The 17,548-nt window shown below is 65.5% G+C and carries 18 protein-coding genes; 3 read left to right on the top strand and 15 right to left on the bottom strand.

The genetic code is table 11. The annotated features are described in order from the left end of the window. Positions 1–108 precede the first annotated feature (108 nt). Positions 109–960: a pantoate--beta-alanine ligase gene (gene panC, locus QA635_RS19730; protein WP_283071150.1), complete on the top strand. Its 852-nt coding sequence runs from the start codon at positions 109–111 to the stop codon at positions 958–960. A gap of 141 nt (positions 961–1,101) precedes the next feature. Further along, positions 1,102–1,845: a hypothetical protein gene (locus tag QA635_RS19725; protein WP_283071149.1), complete on the top strand. Its 744-nt coding sequence runs from the start codon at positions 1,102–1,104 to the stop codon at positions 1,843–1,845. Between the two features lie 43 nt (positions 1,846–1,888). Here the strand turns inward: QA635_RS19725 and QA635_RS19720 are convergent, their stop codons facing one another. The 5 genes from QA635_RS19720 to QA635_RS19700 all read right to left on the bottom strand — a co-directional run bounded on the left by QA635_RS19720 (position 1,889) and on the right by QA635_RS19700 (position 5,121). Continuing rightward, the gene (locus QA635_RS19720; RefSeq protein WP_028336418.1) at positions 1,889–2,329 is read right to left on the bottom strand and encodes a DUF1489 family protein; all 441 of its coding nucleotides are present in this window, start codon (positions 2,327–2,329) and stop codon (positions 1,889–1,891) included. A 138-nt stretch (positions 2,330–2,467) separates the two neighbouring features. Next, positions 2,468–3,406: a hypothetical protein gene (locus QA635_RS19715; protein WP_283071147.1), complete on the bottom strand. Its 939-nt coding sequence runs from the start codon at positions 3,404–3,406 to the stop codon at positions 2,468–2,470. Positions 3,407–3,559: 153 nt separating this feature from the next. Then, entirely contained in the window at positions 3,560–3,763 is a 204-nt protein-coding gene (locus QA635_RS19710) for a hypothetical protein (protein WP_018272021.1), read from the bottom strand. A gap of 218 nt (positions 3,764–3,981) precedes the next feature. Continuing rightward, entirely contained in the window at positions 3,982–4,350 is a 369-nt protein-coding gene (locus tag QA635_RS19705) for a YidB family protein (RefSeq protein ID WP_225164574.1), read from the bottom strand. Positions 4,351–4,467: 117 nt separating this feature from the next. Continuing rightward, complete coding sequence (locus QA635_RS19700) at positions 4,468–5,121, bottom strand: glutathione S-transferase family protein (protein WP_283071143.1); 654 nt, start codon at positions 5,119–5,121, stop codon at positions 4,468–4,470. A gap of 119 nt (positions 5,122–5,240) precedes the next feature. Here QA635_RS19700 and QA635_RS19695 point away from each other — a divergent pair, with 119 nt between their 5' ends. Beyond that, positions 5,241–5,918 (top strand): DUF599 domain-containing protein, encoded by a 678-nt coding sequence (locus QA635_RS19695; protein WP_283071141.1) that lies wholly within the window; start codon positions 5,241–5,243, stop codon positions 5,916–5,918. Positions 5,919–5,931: 13 nt separating this feature from the next. Here QA635_RS19695 and QA635_RS19690 read toward each other — a convergent pair whose 3' ends face one another. The 10 genes from QA635_RS19690 to QA635_RS19645 form a co-directional block, all read right to left on the bottom strand. Continuing rightward, positions 5,932–6,834, bottom strand: coding sequence for a hypothetical protein (locus QA635_RS19690; RefSeq protein ID WP_283071140.1), 903 nt, complete (start codon positions 6,832–6,834; stop codon positions 5,932–5,934). 205 nt (positions 6,835–7,039) lie between these two features. Beyond that, positions 7,040–7,825: an aldo/keto reductase gene (locus tag QA635_RS19685; RefSeq protein ID WP_283071138.1), complete on the bottom strand. Its 786-nt coding sequence runs from the start codon at positions 7,823–7,825 to the stop codon at positions 7,040–7,042. A 72-nt stretch (positions 7,826–7,897) separates the two neighbouring features. Next, entirely contained in the window at positions 7,898–9,229 is a 1,332-nt protein-coding gene (locus QA635_RS19680) for a cytochrome-c peroxidase (protein ID WP_283071136.1), read from the bottom strand. A 109-nt stretch (positions 9,230–9,338) separates the two neighbouring features. Beyond that, positions 9,339–10,985 (bottom strand): phospholipase C, encoded by a 1,647-nt coding sequence (locus tag QA635_RS19675; protein WP_425249196.1) that lies wholly within the window; start codon positions 10,983–10,985, stop codon positions 9,339–9,341. A 470-nt stretch (positions 10,986–11,455) separates the two neighbouring features. Continuing rightward, complete coding sequence (locus QA635_RS19670) at positions 11,456–12,340, bottom strand: alpha/beta fold hydrolase (protein WP_283071132.1); 885 nt, start codon at positions 12,338–12,340, stop codon at positions 11,456–11,458. Positions 12,341–12,385: 45 nt separating this feature from the next. Further along, a complete protein-coding gene (hydA, locus tag QA635_RS19665) occupies positions 12,386–13,798 on the bottom strand; it encodes a dihydropyrimidinase (RefSeq protein WP_283071130.1) in 1,413 nt (470 codons plus the stop codon). Further along, on the bottom strand, positions 13,798–14,562 hold the full coding sequence (locus QA635_RS19660) for an aspartate/glutamate racemase family protein (RefSeq protein ID WP_283071128.1): 765 nt from the start codon (positions 14,560–14,562) through the stop codon (positions 13,798–13,800). Before QA635_RS19660 ends, hydA begins: the two co-directional genes overlap by 1 nt. Continuing rightward, complete coding sequence (locus QA635_RS19655) at positions 14,559–15,377, bottom strand: GntR family transcriptional regulator (RefSeq protein WP_283071126.1); 819 nt, start codon at positions 15,375–15,377, stop codon at positions 14,559–14,561. Before QA635_RS19655 ends, QA635_RS19660 begins: the two co-directional genes overlap by 4 nt. A 15-nt stretch (positions 15,378–15,392) precedes the next feature. Next, complete coding sequence (locus tag QA635_RS19650) at positions 15,393–16,169, bottom strand: maleate cis-trans isomerase family protein (RefSeq protein ID WP_283071124.1); 777 nt, start codon at positions 16,167–16,169, stop codon at positions 15,393–15,395. Between the two features lie 52 nt (positions 16,170–16,221). After that, entirely contained in the window at positions 16,222–17,526 is a 1,305-nt protein-coding gene (locus tag QA635_RS19645; RefSeq protein WP_283071122.1) for an MFS transporter, read from the bottom strand. Positions 17,527–17,548: the final 22 nt, after the last annotated feature.

The following is a 17,548-nucleotide window of genomic DNA, read 5'->3' as shown; positions in this document are numbered from 1 at the left end:
CGGTTTGCCGATCGTGGTTCGGACTTGGTAAGCTGCGTGACCTGCCGAACGCCAACCCGTCCCGCCCAGATTCGTTCCCACCCGGATTGCCCCACGAGCCGAGACCAGATGCCGAGAAATCCCACCGTCGTCCGTACCGTCCCCGCCCTTCGTCGCGCCGTCGACACCCTGCGCGCCAAGAAGGCAACCGTCGCGCTGGTCCCAACCATGGGAGCGCTCCATGACGGCCACGTGTCGCTGGTGCGGCTCGCCAAGCGCCGCGCCAAGCGGGTCGTCGTCTCGATCTTCGTCAACCCGACCCAGTTCGCGCCGACCGAAGATTTCGGCTCCTATCCGCGCACCTGGAAAACCGACGTCGCCAAGCTCGCCGCCGAGGGCGTCGACCTGATCTGGCATCCCGAGGTGAAGGCGATGTACCCGGACGGCTTCGCCACCAGGATCGTGCCGGAGGGGCCGGCCACCGCCGGGCTCGAGGATCGCTTCCGGCCGCATTTCTTCGGCGGCGTCGCCACCGTGGTCGGCAAGCTGTTCACGCAGGTCCGGCCCGACGTCGCGATCTTCGGCGAGAAGGACTTTCAGCAGCTCCGGGTCGTCACCCAGATGGCCGCGGACCTCGACCTCGGGGTCAAGGTGATCGGGTCCAAAACGGTGCGCGAGCGCGACGGTCTCGCGATGTCGTCACGCAACGTCTACCTCTCGCCGGAGGAACGGCACGCCGCCCCCGAGCTTCATCGGGTGATGAAGCAAACGGCCGGCCGCCTGCGCGCCGGCGAGGATACCGCGACCGCAATGGCCGACGGCGCCGCGGCGATCACCAGGGCCGGCTTCGTGCTCGATTATCTCGAAGTCCGCCACGCCGCCTCCCTGGCTCCGATCGGCTCGCTGAAGGACGGCCCGATGCGGATGCTGGTGGCGGCAAGGCTCGGCAGCACGCGCCTGATCGACAACATCGCGGTCTGAGCCCGGACCGGAAAAGTGTGAAACGGTTCATGCGCAGAGAGGATGCGAGCCTGTAATGAGGGCTCGGCCTCATCTGTGCGGCCGGGTGCTTGCGCCACGCTCGCGACGCATGGATGATCGCGCCTTTCAAGGGCGATCGGAATGAACCATTACTTCAGGCAAGGCATTGTTCTTGGCATCGCGCTGCTGGCCGCTGGGGCGCAGGCACAGACCCGGCCGCCGGTCGGCGGCGTCAATTCGGCGCCCGGCGCCATGATCTTCTATGTCGCGCATGGTGCGCCTGATGCCTGCGGCCCCGGCTGCTCGGACTGGATCGCGGCCGAAGGCGCGGTGCAATGGGACACCTACAAGCGGCTGCTAGCGATCCTCGACCGGCAGAACGGACGCAAGCTGCCGGTGGTCATCAATGTCAAACCGGGCTCCGACCTCACCGTCGCTGCCAGCCTCGGTCGCATCCTGCGCGGTCGCGGCATCGATGCGGCGGTGGCGGCAACCGAGGTCGAGGCATGCAACGGAAGACCCGAGGAGGAATGCTTTGCACTGAAGCGGCCCGGCGGCCCGCTGGATGCGAAGGAAAAGCTCTCCGGTGTGCCCTGCGAGCTTGCATGTGTATTGATGCTTGCGGGCGGCGTGCATCGCAGCCTGCCGCCCGGCAACCGCGTCATCCTGACCGCAAGGATGCAGATCTACGACCGGCTCGCACCCAACGTCTCTGCCGAGCACCGCGACAGCCTCACCACAATCTTCACCGACCAGTTCCGGAGATATCTCAGCGAGATGGGGATCGGCCATGAACTGTTCGACGTCACCGCCGACAGGGCGGGTGGCCGTTATGTCGAGGTCCCGGCCTCAGAATGGGCCCGGCTGCATCTCGTGACCCAGTGAACCCGGATCACTGCCGTTCGATTGCTCAGAGCAACCCGATTGCTTACAGCAAGCCGAGGTCGCGCAACTCGCGGCGCATCGGCTCGGGCATCGATGCCACGCTGGCGGCGCTCGACTTGGTGAGATCGGCCGGCGCGGAGTCTGCGGTCAGGTAGCGCCAGCCCTGGAACGGCCGCATCGGCCGCGGCGAGACCGCGATCACCTTGGGCTGCATCACCAGCCGGCAGCGTCCGATGCCGTCCTTGTCGCGGAACGGCTCGATGGCGATGATCTTCTCGCGCGCGGCGATCTCGCCGCGGATCACCCAATAGAGCGAGCCGCCGGCAAGAATCTCTTCCTCGCGCTTCGGCGTCATCCGCGTGATGTGGACGTGACGGAGCGGCAGGCCCTTTTTCTTCGCGGTCGCCATCCGTTCGGCAACCCAGCCCTTGAGTTCCTTGACGGAGTCGCAACCGACGGCGAGCTTGATGAGATGAAGCGGCATGCGCCGGATGTAGCGGCCGGCGCGCGCTTTGAAAAGGGAGCGCTCTCCGCGGCGGTGGATATCGGGACTAGAGCGCTTTTCGAGCCAAACGAAGCCGGAACAGCGCAATGACGGCGGCTCAAGCCGCCGTCATCACGCTCATTGCTCGTTCGCAGCCGCCGGTGCGCTGGCGGCGGCAGGAGGCGACGCCGGCGCGGCCGGGGCCGGCGCAATCTGGACCGGGCGCTTCGCCGCCGGCGGACGCTTCGGGGCTGCGGCGGCAGCGCGCGCGGCCGGCGCTGGTGCGGCGGCGGCCGGCTTTGCCGGCTCGGGCGTCATGATGCTGACCGGCGGCGTGTTCGCTGAGCTCGGAAACTCCGCATTGGTCGGCTTGCCGGTGGGCAACGACTGCGGCAGCGCCGCGACCAGGCCGGAGGCAGCCGATGCCTGGGCGCCGGCCGGCGCGTTCCACGACCCTGCGTAGCGCGTGATCAGGTTCTCGTAGGTCCGCTCGTTCATGTTGGCGATGATCTGATGGTTGTCGCCGAGCGAGCGGAACGCGGGGCACGCGGTCGGCGTGCAGTGGTCGCGCGCCATCAGCGCATAGGCGACCAGGCCATACCGGTCATGCTCGATGGCGCGGCGCAGCGCCTGCAACTCGGTGGTCGAATTGCGCTCGGCGGTCGCGAGGTCGCCGAGCGCAGTCAGGCGCGAGACCTGCGCCGCCGCGTAGCTGACCGCCGCTGCCGCCGTATCCGATGAACCGAACAGCACCCTCTCGCAGGCGTTGAGAACGGCGTCTCCGGCGAGGTCGTCGACGCAGGCCAGCGCCGGCACCGTCTGGCTGGCCAGTTGCGCCGTCCGCGTCTCGGCCGGCGCCGCCTGCCCGCCCGGGCCGAAGCCACGGATCGTCGCGGCGACCGCAACCGCGATCGACAGCAGCGTGATCACGGTCAGCGCGCCGTTGGCGACGGATTTTTCCGCACGCAGCAGCGTGACCAGAACGACGATCCCAAAGAACCCCGCGGCGGCCAGCGTCAGCCACATCGGGAAGGTCGGTGAGCGCCAGATCTGATCCAGCGAGGAAGCCCAGTTCATGCGCGATGTCCCTCAACGCAGCGTAAGCACAATCGGCGACGGCGAACGCCGCCACCTCGACGTCCAACCTTCAGCACAATGGATCTGCGAACGGGGCCTTTTGACGGCGGCGGCGCGGAACCCGCTCCAGCCGCCGGCTTGCGCACAACTCCTTCAGGACAGCGCGAGCTGACTCTCCTTGGCCACCCGTTCGAAAGCTTCGGTCGAGCTCTTGATGCGATATTGGCAATCGTCACCGTCGGTCGGCAGCAGACGGATCACTTGATAGGTGCCGCTCGCGGCGGGGCGCGCCACGTTGCTGGCCGTGAAATAGACGGTCTCGCCAATCGAGTACTTATGCTTCAACGCCCTCTCCATTTTCTTAGAGATTGCTGGCTGAGCTGACAGTCCCGATAGCTCAGGCCGGCATTTTGAGAACCCTGCGGCAAGCTAGCACATCGCACCTCCCCAAATCCAGCAGGATTGGGGCATAGCGAAGGTGCGATTTTTGCAGGTTTTTCAGGGCGATAGGCAGCAATTTGCGTGCCAATCGGAAATTGCCCGCCGAGCCCGGCTGGAACCCTGATTCCAGCGGTTCAGGCGGTGTGCGGCAGCCTGCCGTCCGGGCTCGCGCCGTCGACCGCGGCCGGAAGTTGCTGGGCGAGCACCTTGGACAGCTGGTCCACCGGAATGTTGAACCTGGCGGCGAGCTGCTTGACCGTGTCGCTGCCGAGCACCTGCTGGAGTTGCTCAGCCGTGATCGGCAGGTTCTGACCGGTACCGATCCAGGATTTGACCTGCTCGCCGAGCCCGGCCTGCTCGAGCTTGGCGACGATCGCGGACAAGCCGCCCTGCCCGCCATTGCCCAGAACCTCGCCGAGCACGACGGGGATCACCGCCGCGCCAAGCTGGCCAAGCATGCCTTTCAGCTCCGGCGAATTCTCCAGGGAATCGAGAATGCCCATGGTCTAAGCCCTTTCACGACTTGCAAAACCAGCCTTTCCGGATTCGACGCCTTCGGCCCCGCGGCGTCAAGCCGCGATCTTTGCGAGCGCTGTCACAATTCGGAAGCGCAGCAACCGTCAGACATCCTCGAATCGGGCGATCCGCAGCGTCTCGGCAACGCCGTCGCTGGTCCATTCCTGGAACGCCGGAAGCTGCATCATGGCATCGACATAGTGCTGCGCTTCGGCCTTCACCGGGATCGCGTAGGTGCGGAAACGATGCACCACGGGCGCATACATCGCGTCCGCCGCAGAGAATGCGCCGAACAGGAATGGACCCTGCTTGCCGTAGCGCAGATGGCAGTCAGCCCAGATCTCCTGGATCCGCGCCACGTTGGCGCGCGCATCATCCGACAGCGCGACGGCGCGGATCGGCCGGTGCAGGTTCATGCCGCATTCGTTGCGCAGCGGCATGAAGCCGGAATGCATCTCCGCCGAGATCGCGCGGGCATGCGCGCGCGCGGCACGATCCGCAGGCCAGAGCTTCGCCTCGGGAAATCTCTCGGCGAGATATTCGATGATCGCCAGCGAGTCCCACACCGTGACGTCGCCATCGATCAGCGTCGGCACCTTGCCGGCCTTGCTGAAAGAGAGGATGCGGTCCTTGTCGGCTTGGTCCGTGTAGAGCGGAATGAAGACCTCTTCGAACGGGATGTTGTTGGCGCGCAACGCCAGCCAGGGCCGCATCGACCATGACGAATAGTTCTTGTTGCCGATGACGAGCTTGAGCATGTCCGGGAATCCTGTTGCCACGGTAGTTTGCCATAGTGCATTGCACGCGTTCAACCTGTACATGACGCGGATGCGGCCCGGCGCGGACAGTCAGCCGCGCGCTCACGAAGGAAGGCAACATGACTGGCTATTGGACCGACATCCTGGCCGTCGGCTTCTTTGCGCTGGAATGGCTGGTCTATACCATCACGCTGGAGCACACCGCGTATGGGCGCGACAGCCTGTCGGCGCGGATGCATGTCTATCGCGAGATCTGGGTGCGGAATCTGCTCAACCGCGACGCACGGATGGTCGACATGCAGATCATGGCCAGCTTGCAGAACGGCACCGCGTTCTTTGCCTCCACCAGTCTGATCGCGATCGGCGGCGGGCTGGCGCTGTTGCGCGCCACCAACGACGCGCTCGCCGTGCTCGGCGCGCTGCCGGTCAACCTCACGCCCTCGCCCGCTTTGTGGGAGGTCAAGTGCATCGGGCTGATCCTGATCTTCATCTACACTTTCTTCAAATTCGCCTGGGCCTATCGGCTGTTCAACTATGTGGCGATCCTGTTCGGCGCGATGCCGCCGGCCGACCGGCGCGATACGCCGGAGGCGGAGGCCCATGTGATCCGCACCACGCGGCTGTTCGAGACGGCGGGCCGGCACTTCAACCGCGGCCAGCGCGCGTTTTTCTTCGCGCTCGGCTATCTCGGCTGGTTCGTCAGCCCCTGGGTGCTGTTCGTCACGACAGCTGCCGTCGTGATCGTGATCTGGCGCCGGCAGTTCGCCTCGAATGCCTGGCAGGCGATGGGAAGCTGAAGCTTGCCTCGGCTCACGACGCGAAATCGCGCGGGCTGAAGTCGAGGTCGAGCACCTTCCATTCGCCGTAGCGATCCCGCGGCAGCATCGCATAGGGCTGGCAGGCCTGCAGCGCCTCGGTCGCGCTCTTGAGCAGCAGCGGCCCCTTTTCCGAGGCGGTGGCCTCGATCAGCAAAGGCTGCGCGGCGAGCTTGCCGTCGGGCTTCATGAACACCCTGAGCTTGATCTTCACGTCGTCGCCCGTGCTCAGCGTCGGCGGGAGTTTCAGGCAGGTCTTCAGGTGACGGCGGAATTCGGCGACCACGCTCGAGCCGACATCGGCCTGCTCGGTGGCGGCCGCGTCGAAATTGTCCTTACCGGGTCCGGGGCCGGACGGCGCGCTGGCTGGCGGCTTCACGGAGATATCGGGCGGCAGGCCGAGCATGACGTTGTATTTGACCGAAAGATCAGGCTCGGGCTGCGCATAGGCAGGCGACGACGCTGCCGCCTGTTGCTGCGCCGCTGGCTGGGGCATCGGTGGCGTTTGCTGTGCCGGCGTGGGCGGCGGCTCGGCCGCGGCACGTTGCGGCGCCGGGCTGGGCTTGGGCGTCGGCGTCGCCTGCTTCTGCGGCGGCTGCTGTGGTGCGTTCTGCTGCGGCGCGGGCGTCTGCGCCGATGGTTCGGGCTTGGCCGAATCCACCGGCTTATCGAGCGACGGCAACTGCAACTCGGGCGTCGGCGACGGGCTCGGTGCCGGTTCGGGCTTGGTCTCGACCTCGGACTTGGCGATCTCCTGCGGCGTCACGATCTCGACCGGGACCGTGTCAGCGGCAACGGGATCGAATTGATGGACCTCCGAATAAAGGAAAATCAGCGCGAGCAGCATCAGGTGCACGAACACCGACGCCATCAGATCCGCGTTTGGCCGAAACTTCATCCCACTCGATCACATCAGTGACGTCTCTCCCCGCCGGGCTACAATACCGGCCGGAACCCGCCTGCCTCAATCCCCATTCGGTCCAAAGCCGCAATCGGCCAGCGGGGCATTAGCATGATCCGGATCAGGACCCAGCCATTTTTCCGAGACTTGATGCTTTCTAAGACTTGATGCTCAGGCAAAGACCCTGTGCGTCGCGGGCCCATCATCGCGCGTCAGCGCTCCCGATCGCCGAGATCTCGCGCATGTCGTCGACCGACAGCTCGAAATCAAAGATGTCGATGTTCTCCTGAAGGCGTTCGAGCTTCGAGGTGCGTGGGATCGCGGAGACATTCTGTTGCACCAGCCAGCGCAGGCAGACCTGGGCAGCGGTCTTGCGATAACGGTCGCCGATCCGCGCCAGCGCGCGGTCGCCCTTGACCCGCCCTTTCGCGATCGGGCTGTAGGCAACGAATGCCATGCCGTGGCGGCGACAGGCCTCGATCACATCGGCCTGGTCGAGATAAGGATGGTACTCAACCTGGTCGCAGGCGAGCGGCTCGGGGCATGTCGCCACCGCCTCCTCGATCAGCGCCGCGTTGAAATTGGAGACGCCGATATGCCGCGCCAGGCCCGCCTGCCTGACCCGCGCCAGCGCGCCGAGCGTCTCGGCAAGCGGCACCTGCGGATTGGGCCAGTGCAGCAGCAACAGATCGACCTCAGTCAGGCGCAGCCGCGCCAGGCTCTCCTTGGCGGCGCGTTCGAGATCCTTCGCCATGAAATGCGTGGTCCAGACTTTGGTGGTCACGAACACGTCGTCGCGCTTGACGCCGGAGGCACGCAGCCCCTCGCCGACTTCGCGCTCATTGTCATAGATCTGGGCGGTGTCGATGTGGCGATAGCCGAGCCGCAACGCCTGCTCGACGATGCGCGCGCAGGTCCGCCCGCGCAGCTCCCATGTGCCGAGTCCGATTGCCGGGATTCTGGCACCGTTGCCTTCGACGACATTCATGCGCCCATTATGCGCGCATGACGAAGCCCTGCCAACTCACGGTTCGGTTCCGCGATGGAACGTCGCGACGTCTCACCGCTCCGGCTGGTAGCCGTCGGTCAACGTCTTCAGGAAGGCGACAATGTCGGCCTCGTCCTGCGCCGTCATCGCCGGCGTGTCCCCGAGATGGCGCTCGAACGGCGGATCGCTGACGTCGACATTACCGTGATATTTCTTCGGCAGGTCATCGTACTTGCGCACCGTGCCGTCGGCGCCACGCGAAAACACCTTCTCCGGATTGGTATCGCGGAAGTTATAGAAGTCGAGCACCTGCTCGAGGCTCGTGAAGACGCCGTTGTGGAAGAACGCGCGACGCGTTGCCGTGTTGCGCAAGGTCGGCGTCAGAAACATCCCGCAATATTGCGTCTGCTCGGCAATGTCGGTGCGGTACGGACCGCAAACCCCGAGATCGAAATGGTCGGGATCGCGGTTGCTCGCGAGCGCGGCGTTGCGCGGCGCGCCGAGCGCCTCATATTGATGATCGGTGAACAGCGGCGGCAGACCATCCCGGGTCGGCTGCGACGTATGGCAGCCGCCGCAATTGGCCTTGTCCGGATCGTTGAACAATTGCAGGCCGCGCAACTCGCTCTCGCTCAGCCGCGCCTTGCCCTCCAGCCAGTAGTCGAACTTGCTGGTGTAGGGATGGAAGGTCGGCTCCTCCACCTGATAACGCGCGACGGCAAACATCGCCTCCGCAACCAGCAGCCGCGTATTGTCGAAGACACCGGCGCCGAACAGCTCGGCGAAGCGCGGCGCGTAGCTCGCCTGGCGCAGCTTCTGCGCCACGATCTCGATGCTGCCGCCGTCCATCTCGTTGGGATCGAGCAGCGGGAAGATCGCCTGGTCCTGCAGCGTATCGGCGCGGCCGTCCCAGAACAGTCCGCCCTGCGGCACGATGTTGACCGCCGAGACGGCAGTGCCGGTCGCGACCTTCTTGGCGCGCGGAGCCTGCTGGCCGAGCGCGGCCAGTTGCGCGAAGTCGACGACATTGTCGTCTTCGTCCTTTTCCGGCCCGATGCTGAAATTCGGCTGCCGCTCGAGATAAGTCAGGCCCGGCACGGCGCGTGTCCCTTGCCGGGATTGCGCGGGCCCGCCGAACATCACCGGCCCATCATTGGGTGGCCCGTAGGCGTGGTCCGGACTGTGACATGACGCGCATGACAACGCGCCCGACGAGGATAGCGACGCGTCGAAAAAAATCTTCTGGCCGAGCTGCGCCATGGCGGACAGCGGAGCGACCGGCGGACGCCTGAGCTGCACCGGGTGCGGATTGGTCCCCGGAAGTCCCTGCGTCTCGACGGCCGCAACAGTGCCGGCCATGCACAGCAGGCCGGCGCCGAGAAGCCACAAGGTGCGGCCGTTCATGTCAGATCCAGTTTCGTTAAGCGTTTTCGCGCGAACCGGAGACCAGTTCGCGCGAGCAGAACGCGTCAGGGCAGAGCTTCGGTTCTGATTGGATCAGAACCGAAGGGCGTTAGTGGTGATGGTGATCGTCCGGCGCGCTGACGATGACGGTGCCGGCGGTCGGATCGAGGAACAGCGTGTCCTGCCGGTATTCGTGATCCTGGCCGTGGCCGCGCTCGAAGTCGAACATGTCGGCGATCGATTCGACGTTGTCGTCGAAGGAGCCGCCGCCGAGACGCTGGCCGTGCAGCCAGTTGTCCTCGATGAAGCGCACGACGGACGCCTGCGAGATGCGGGTGTGGCTGACGTAATTCCGCTTGGCGAAGGGCGAGATCACCAGGAACGGGACGCGCGTACCGGGACCGCAGCGGCCGTTTACCGGCTGGCCGTTGAGGCCGTTCGGCTGCGTCTGCTTGCCGATACCGCGACCGCACTGGCCGGGACCGTTGACCTGGTCGGCGGTCGGATCATACGAGGCGCTGATCGGTGCAAGGTACTGGTGGTCGTACCAGCCGTCGGAGTCGTCATAGGTGATGATGACGGCGGTCTCGCCCCACTCCTTCTGCTTCTGCAGGAAGTTGATCAGCTCGACATTGCCGGCCTGCTCGTCGAGCGGATCGGAGTTGCCGGGATGACCGTCCTGATAGGCCGGCATCTTGATGTAGGAGACGGCCGGGAAGTTGCCGGCTTTCACCGAAGCATAGAAGTCCTCGAGATCGTAGGCATGATTGGCCGGATCGAGCGTCTTGCTGCCGGGCACATAGGTGTGTCCGACCGCATTCACCGAGCTCGGCCGCGCATGGGTCGGGTTGGCGGTCGACTTGTAGTACTGGAACCAGGCGTGGTGCGGGATGTAGTCCACGACGGTGCCGTTGACGTTGCTCGAGAACGTGCTGCGGCCGCAGTTGGTGGTGCCGTTGCTGTTCTTGAGCGTCAGGTCGAAGCCGCCCATGAAGCTGCCCCAGCTGATCTTCTCGGCATTGAGCAGATCGCCGATGTTCTTGCTGGTCATCAAGACCTGGCTGGTCGTGCTCGAGCAGGCATCGTAGGCAGGGTCGGTATCACCGATCAGCGTCAGGCCGCCCTGGCCGTCGGCGATCGACGATGACGAGCCGACGATGTTCTGCGCGCCGTTGGTCTGGCCGGAGATCACCTCGAGCGCGCCGGGCGTCGACGGACCAAAGGTGTCGGTCCAGCTGTTGTCGCTCATCGCGAAGTTCTGGGCATAATTCCAGAACGCGGTGACCGTGTTGCCGTCGAAATAGCCCATCACCTGCCCGTTGGTGCCGAACGCGCCGACGCCGCCGGCGGTGCCGCGACCAGTGAATTTCGGAAACAGGTCTTCCTTGCCGTTGTCGACCGCCTGCTGCTCGGGCGTATAGGCGTGGTTCTGCGACTTGGTGTTGGCCTGGGTGCGGTCGAGGCGGAACGGATTGGTCGCGCCTGTGCCGTTGGCCGGGTTGGTGTTCGGATTATTGGTCAACAGATTGGCATTGGCGAGGTTGTTGACCTTCGGCGTATGCGGCTTCGCCGTAAACGGAATCGAGCCGGTCGGGTTGGTCGCAACCGGGTAGGTTGCGAAGTAGTGATCGAACGAGCGGTTCTCGTTGAAGATGACGACGAGATGCTTGATCGGCGTTTGGGTGTGGATGTCGTGCGGATGATGATCGTGGCCGTTATTGCCCTTGTTGTCGTCCTGAGCGGCGGCGCTGCACATCACCGCAGCGGCAGCAACCAGACAGACTCCGACCGTCGAAAGAAATTTGGCTTTCACCGTAGTGCCCCTTTTATTTTTGAAGGATTTATGACGTCGACCTGCGACAAGTTATCCATCGCCGATGACAGCGCTGTGTCGATCGAATGAATGCGACGAACGATGATGCGCGCCGATGTTCGCATCGGTTGCAGCGAGCATCGAAGGATCAATCTTTGCGCGCATGGCAGACGTCACTCCTGACGCGAGCGGCTATCCGTGGACGCGGCTTCGGTCAGAAGACATGGAATTGAAGGGATCGCGTTGGAGATGACTGCAGCAGTCAGCAATCATGCGAACAGGTTGTGCACCGCCGGCTGTCGCGGCTTGCTCACGCCCGAAAAAAAATCCGCGCTTTCCGGGGATGTGTCCCGAAAAGCGCGGATGCTTGGTCTGGTGGCGGGTGAAGGCCGCGATTCAACTCGGCGTGAAGCCTACCCCTTCATTCCCGTGATCGAAGCACTGACCGCGCGCGGATCGCGCTGCGGCCAGCGGCCGCTCTCGACCTGCGCCAGGAATTCGCCGACGATCCGGTTGTATTCGTCGGGCTCCTCGATGTTGATGGCGTGGCCGCAGTTCGGCATCACCGCGAGCGCGGCCGACGGGATGCTCTGCTTCATCAGGATGCCCGGCAGCAGGCACGGCCAATCCTCATCGCCGGTGATGATCAGCGTCGGCACATTGATGCGCTTCATCTCGTCGACCAGCGTGTAGAGCGAGGGACGCTCCTTCTGCACGCCCTGCTGGGTGTTGGCCGATCCCACCGCCGAATGCTCGGCCAGCATGGTCTTGAACTCGGCGTGGCCGCGCGGGTCCTTGTTCTCGTACTGCACGCGCGTCGGCCCGTAGGCGTAGCGCTCGGCGAAGGCCGGCATGCCGTCCCTGCGGATCATGTTCGCGATCACGTCGGCCTCGGCGCGAAACGTCTCGCGCTTGTCGAGCTCGGCGCCGTAGCCGCAGCCGCCGATGCAGAGCGACAGCGCCCGGGTCGGGTGACGCAATCCGAAATGCAGCGTCGCAAAGCCGCCCATCGACAGACCAACGATATGCGCCTTCGGCGCGCCGATGTGATCGAGCACCGCCAGGATATCGTCGGCGGCGCGCGCCTGCGAATAGGACGAGACCTGCTCCGGCACATCCGACGGCGGAAAGCCGCGCGCATTGTAGGCGATGGTCCGGAAGCGCTTGCCGAAGTGCCGCATCTGCGGCTCGTAGCTGCGCAGGTCGCCGGCGAACTCGTGAACCAGAATCACCGGATGCCCCGATCCGGTCTCCTCGAAATAGAGCCGCACTCCGTCGTCTGTCACAGCATAGGGCATGTTGATCTCCTGCCTTCTCTCTTTGCTTGTTACGGATTGGTCGCGTTACGGAATGGTCGCGGCCGTCGGCGGCTTGGCTCGCGGCAGATAGGTGCCGTGCTCCTTGCCCCCAATGAGCGTACCGTTATCGACGACGACCTTGCCGCGCACCATGGTCAGCACCGGCCAGCCCGTGACCTCGAGCCCCTCATAGGGCGTGTAGTCCGCGCCGTCGTGGATCAACTCGTGGCGGATCGTCACCTTGCGCTTCGGGTCCCACAGCGCGATGTCGGCATCCGAGCCGACCGCGATCGTACCCTTGCGCGGATAGAGGCCGTAGATCTTGGCGTGGTTGGTGGCGCTGAAGGCGACGAAGCTGTTGAGGTCGATCCGCCCCTTCACCACGCCTTCGGAGAACAGGATCGGCAGCCGCGTCGCCACGCCCGGGATTCCGTTCGGCACCCAGCGGAAGCTGGTGCGTCCCTTCGGCGCAAGCTTGCCTTGCGGGTCGTCGTACCGGAACGGACAATGGTCCGACGAGAACACCGAGAACACCTTCTGCTGCAGCCCTTCCCAACAGGCCTGCTGGCTGGCGACGTCGCGCGGCGGCGGCGAGCAGACGTATTTTGCGCCTTCCATGTTGAGCTGATCGAGATCCTTTTCGGTCAGCATGAGGTACTGCGGACAGGTCTCGCCCATGACCCGCAAGCCCCGCTGCTGCGCGCGCCGGATTTCGTCCATCGCCTCGCGGTTCGAGACATGCACGATCATGATCGGCACGTCGACGAGCTCGGACAGCGAGATCGCGCGATGGGTGGCCTCGCGCTCGACCGGGATCGGCCGCGAGGTCGCATGGAAGCGCGGTGCGGTGCTACCGGTCCGTTCGAGCCGGTCGGTCAGGAAGCGGATGGCGTCGAAATTCTCCGCGTGCACCATCAGCATGGCGCCGGTCTCGCGCGCGACCGACATGGTCTCGAGCAGCTCGCGGTCCGACAGCGCGAGGCCCTCATAGGTCATGAAGACCTTGAGCGAGGTGTAGCCGTCCTCGACCAGGGCCGGCAGCTCCTGGCCCAGCACATGCTCGGTCGGATCGGTGAGGATGAGATGGAAGGCGACGTCGACATGGCACTCGCCTTCGGCCAGCGAATGGTAATGCTTCAGCGCCTCGCGCAGGGTCTGGCCCTTCTCCTGCAGACAGAACGGCAGCACGGTGGTGTTGCCGCCGAACGCCGCCGATCGCGTGCCGCTGGCAAAACCGTCGGCCATTACGATGCCGTCGCCGGACGGCTGGGCGAAGTGGACATGGCTGTCGATGCCGCCGGGCAGCACCAGGCGGTCGGTGGCGTCGATGATCGTGGCTGCATCGCCGAGATCACGGCCGAGCGCCGTGATCTTGCCGCCGCGGATACCGACGTCGCAGGCGAAGGTGTCGGCCGCGGTCACCACGGTGCCGCCGCGGATAATGGTGTCGAAGGACATCAGTTTGTTCCCTCCTTCGGTGAGCGGTGTTCGATGATTGCGGCGAGTGGCTCGGCCAGCCCGCGCGTCGGCTTCGGATCGGGCCGGCGGAAGGTGCCGGCCACCGCCTTGCGCGGCTTGAGCACGGCGAGCGTCTCCGCCTGCCGCACCGCCGCCGCGACCGGATCGACCACCGGCACCGGAATGCGGTCGCGGACTTTTGCCGCGAGTCCGGCGAGCGGCGCGCCCGACAGAATGACCACGTCGGCGTTGTCCTGCTCGACCGAGCGGTTGGCGAGCGCGACCAGCAGCTCCTCCTTCTCGGCCTGCACCTCCGAGATCGACTGGAAATGACCGTCAAGCGTGCGGATGCCGGCGCAGCGCGAGCTCAGCCCGTGCATGGCGACGCATTCCTCGTACCAGGGCGCCAGCGCGCCGGCGAAGGTGACGATCGCAAACCGGCGGCCGAGCATGCAGGCCGTGAGCATCGCAGCTTCGGCCAATCCCACGACGGGGAAGGCGAACAGCTCACGCGCGCCGAACAGGCCGGGATCGCCGAACGCCGCGATGACAGCGGCATCAATGCCGGGGCCGGCTTCGGCGAGCATCTCCAGCGCGATCGCACCGCCGATCTGGGCCTCGGCGCGGGTCGCGATATAAGGCACGCCACGCGCGGCGGTGAGCGGCACGAGCTCGGTGCCGGCCGACGCCGCCTTGCTGCCGGCGGCATGGAGCAGATCCGTCACATCAGCCGTCGTGTTGGGATTGAGCAGCAGGATCTTCATGGCGCAACGTCCCTCGTCTTGCGGCCGCGCGGCCTTGCCGGTGCCTCCGGTGCCGCGGCGTCGTCCGCCTTGTCGTTCATTGCCTTGGCATCCAGCGTCTCGGCGACGATCTCGCCAGTGCGGCGCACGTGGTGGGCCAGTATCTGCCCGGCCCGGGCCGCATCGCGGCGCTTCAGCGCGGACAAAATCTCCTGATGCTCTCGCACCGATTCATCCCAGCGGCCGAGCACCGACAGCGCGAAGAAGCGCGCGCGCTCGGCCCGCGCCAGCAGCGCCTCATGCGTCGCCTTCAGCACCGTATTGCGGGCGAAGCCGACGATCGCCGAATGGATCTGCTGATTAACTTGAAAATAATCGCGCAGCTCGCCGCGGCCGTGATGCCATTCGATCCTGTCCTGCAGCGCCGCGAGCCGTTCGAAGTCGTCCGGCTCCATGCGCAGCGCGGCGAGCTCGGCGGCGCAGCGTTCGATGCCGCTGACGGCCTCGAACAGTTCGGCGAGCTCGGCGCGGCGGAACGGCGCCACCACGGCGCTGTGGTTGAGCCGCAGCTCGACCAGGCCCTCGCTCGCCAATTGCTTCAGCGCCTCGCGCAGCGGCGTGCGCGAGATGCCGAGCGCGTCGGACAGGTCCGCCTCCCCCAGCGATTGCCCCGGCGCCAGCTCGCCGCGCACGATCATGGTGCGCAGCCGCGCCGCAGCCTGCTCGTGTAGCCCGACCCGCGGCACACGCAGGCGGCGCCGTTGCAGCGCGGTCATCGCGTGCTTGGGTTCCTTGTTCCGTCTGGTCGCTTTTGTATTGGTCTTGGCTTCAGTCACCGCTTGCCTTCACTGTCATGATTGGAGACCGCGCCCTCCCACGTGGATCGCGGTGGTCGCGCGCAGATCGGGGTTCGAGAACAGGTTGCCCCAGCCCTGCACGCGCGACGGATCGCAGCCGGCCGCGGCAAGGCACGCCCACAGCGTCACCGCGATCGAGTCCAGCACCGGGACGCCAAATCCGCGCTCCAGCCGCTCGGCCGCGCCGGCGCCGCGCATGTTGGTGCAGAGCACGACGGCGGCATCGCAGCCCTCGCGCACCACCTCCTCGATCAGCCGCGCGACCTCGGCCTCGCTGACCTCGGCAAAGGAGAAATTGTCCTGCAGCGACAGATGCCGCTCGGCAAAACAGTGCAGCCCTTGGGAATTCCAGTTGGCGATGATCCGCTCCTGCACGTCCTTGCGATACGGCGTCACCAGCCCGATGCGGCTGGCGCCGATCCGCCGCAACAGGTCGCGATAGGCCAGCACCGTGGTGCAGGCCTTGATCCCGGTCGCCGCCGTGATCTCCTCGCACAGACTCTCGTCGCGGTCGAAGCCGAGCCAGCCTGCCGAGGTGCCGTTCCAGGCGATGACGTCGACCTTGGCATGGGCGAGCAACTCGGCCGCGCGAAGAATCTCGCTGGCGTCGAACTGGCGCAGCGCCTGCTCCGACAGCGCGATCTCGGTCACCTTGAAGCGCGAGAAATGCGCCGAGACGTCGTCGATCCCCGATAGCATCGCACAGGTGATCGGCTCCAGCGCGGTATTCGACGACGGCGTCAGCATGCCGAGCCTGATAGGACGTGTCATTGGTGAGCCTCGTCAAGCGGCCGAACCCTTGGCGGATTCGGCCGCATCCGTTCTAGACCGGGAGCTTGCGGCTGTAATCGATCAGGGTCGAGCAGATCAACAGCGCAATGCCCGCGGCGGCGAAATACATCAGGGCCAGGAAATAGGAGCCGGTGGCCTGCACGATGAAGCCGACGATCAGCGGCGTCGTGATGCCGGCGATGTTGCCGCCGAGATTCATGCAGCCGCCGAGGAAGCCGGACTTGCCGCGGCCCGCCAGCGCCGACGGAATCGCCCAGTACATGCCGCACCAGCGCAAGAAGAACAGCGTCGTCGACAGCAGCACCACGACCGCAACCGCGTTGGTGACGTAGGCGACGAGGAAGATCGACACCGTCGCCATGATCGCCGCGATGCCGAACAGCGTGCGGAACACGGTGTTGGGCGACCCGCCCCGCTCCCGCCAGTTATCGCCGATCCAGCCACCGAACAGCTCGCCGACAAAGCCTGCGAAGAAGATGATGAAGGACGCGCCGCCCAGCGCCTTGATGTCGAAGCCGTGCACCTTGAACAGGTAGGTCGGCATCCAGGTCAGCAGCCCGTAGAACGTGGTGTTGAAGAACATCCAGCCGAGGCACATGCACCACACCGAGCGAAACCGGAAATACGCCATCCAGCTTGCGCCCGAAGACGGCGGCGTCGCCGCATCCTCGATCGCGTGCGCCTCCTCGAGATAGCGCGCCTCGGCTTCATTGACCGACGGATGCTCGCGCGGCACGTTGCGGATGTAGTACCAGGCCCACAGCCCGCACAGCATGGTGCCGACGCCGGCGATGACGAAGGCGACGCGCCAGGAGCTGAACGCCGCCATCAACCAGGCGATCACGATCGAGCCGAGCGCCGCACCAAGCGGCGCGCCGCCGTCCAGCAGGGTGGCGCCGCGGTCGCGCTCGGTCTGCGTCATCCAGATCGCGTTGAGCTTGCCGCCGGCCGGATAGATCGGCGCTTCCGACGCGCCGAGCCCGAGCCGGGTCAGCAGCAGCAACATCCAGCTGGTCGACAGCGCCGCCAGCGCCTGGAAGAAGCCCCAGAACAGCGTCGCGAGCGCGATCACGATGCGCGGCTTGAAGCGATCGGCGAGCATGCCGCCCGGCACCTGCATCAGCGCATAGGTCCAGAAGAACGAGCTCAGGATCAGGCCCTGCATCGCCGGATCGATATCGAACTCCTTGGCGATGACCGGCATCGCGACCGAGAGCGAGGCGCGATCGATATAGTTGATCGAGATCAGGAACAGCATCAGCAGGAAGATCTTCCAGCGCACGCCGGAAGGCTTTGCCGTATCTGCCATTGCGATGGTGGACACCTGATCGCTCATTGCTCGCTCCTCCCGACAGATT

The organism is Bradyrhizobium brasilense (assembly GCF_029714345.1).
Lineage (GTDB): Bacteria > Pseudomonadota > Alphaproteobacteria > Rhizobiales > Xanthobacteraceae > Bradyrhizobium > Bradyrhizobium australafricanum.
Note: the sequence above shows the minus strand (reverse complement) of the source record. Positions and strands in the feature narration are given on the sequence as shown.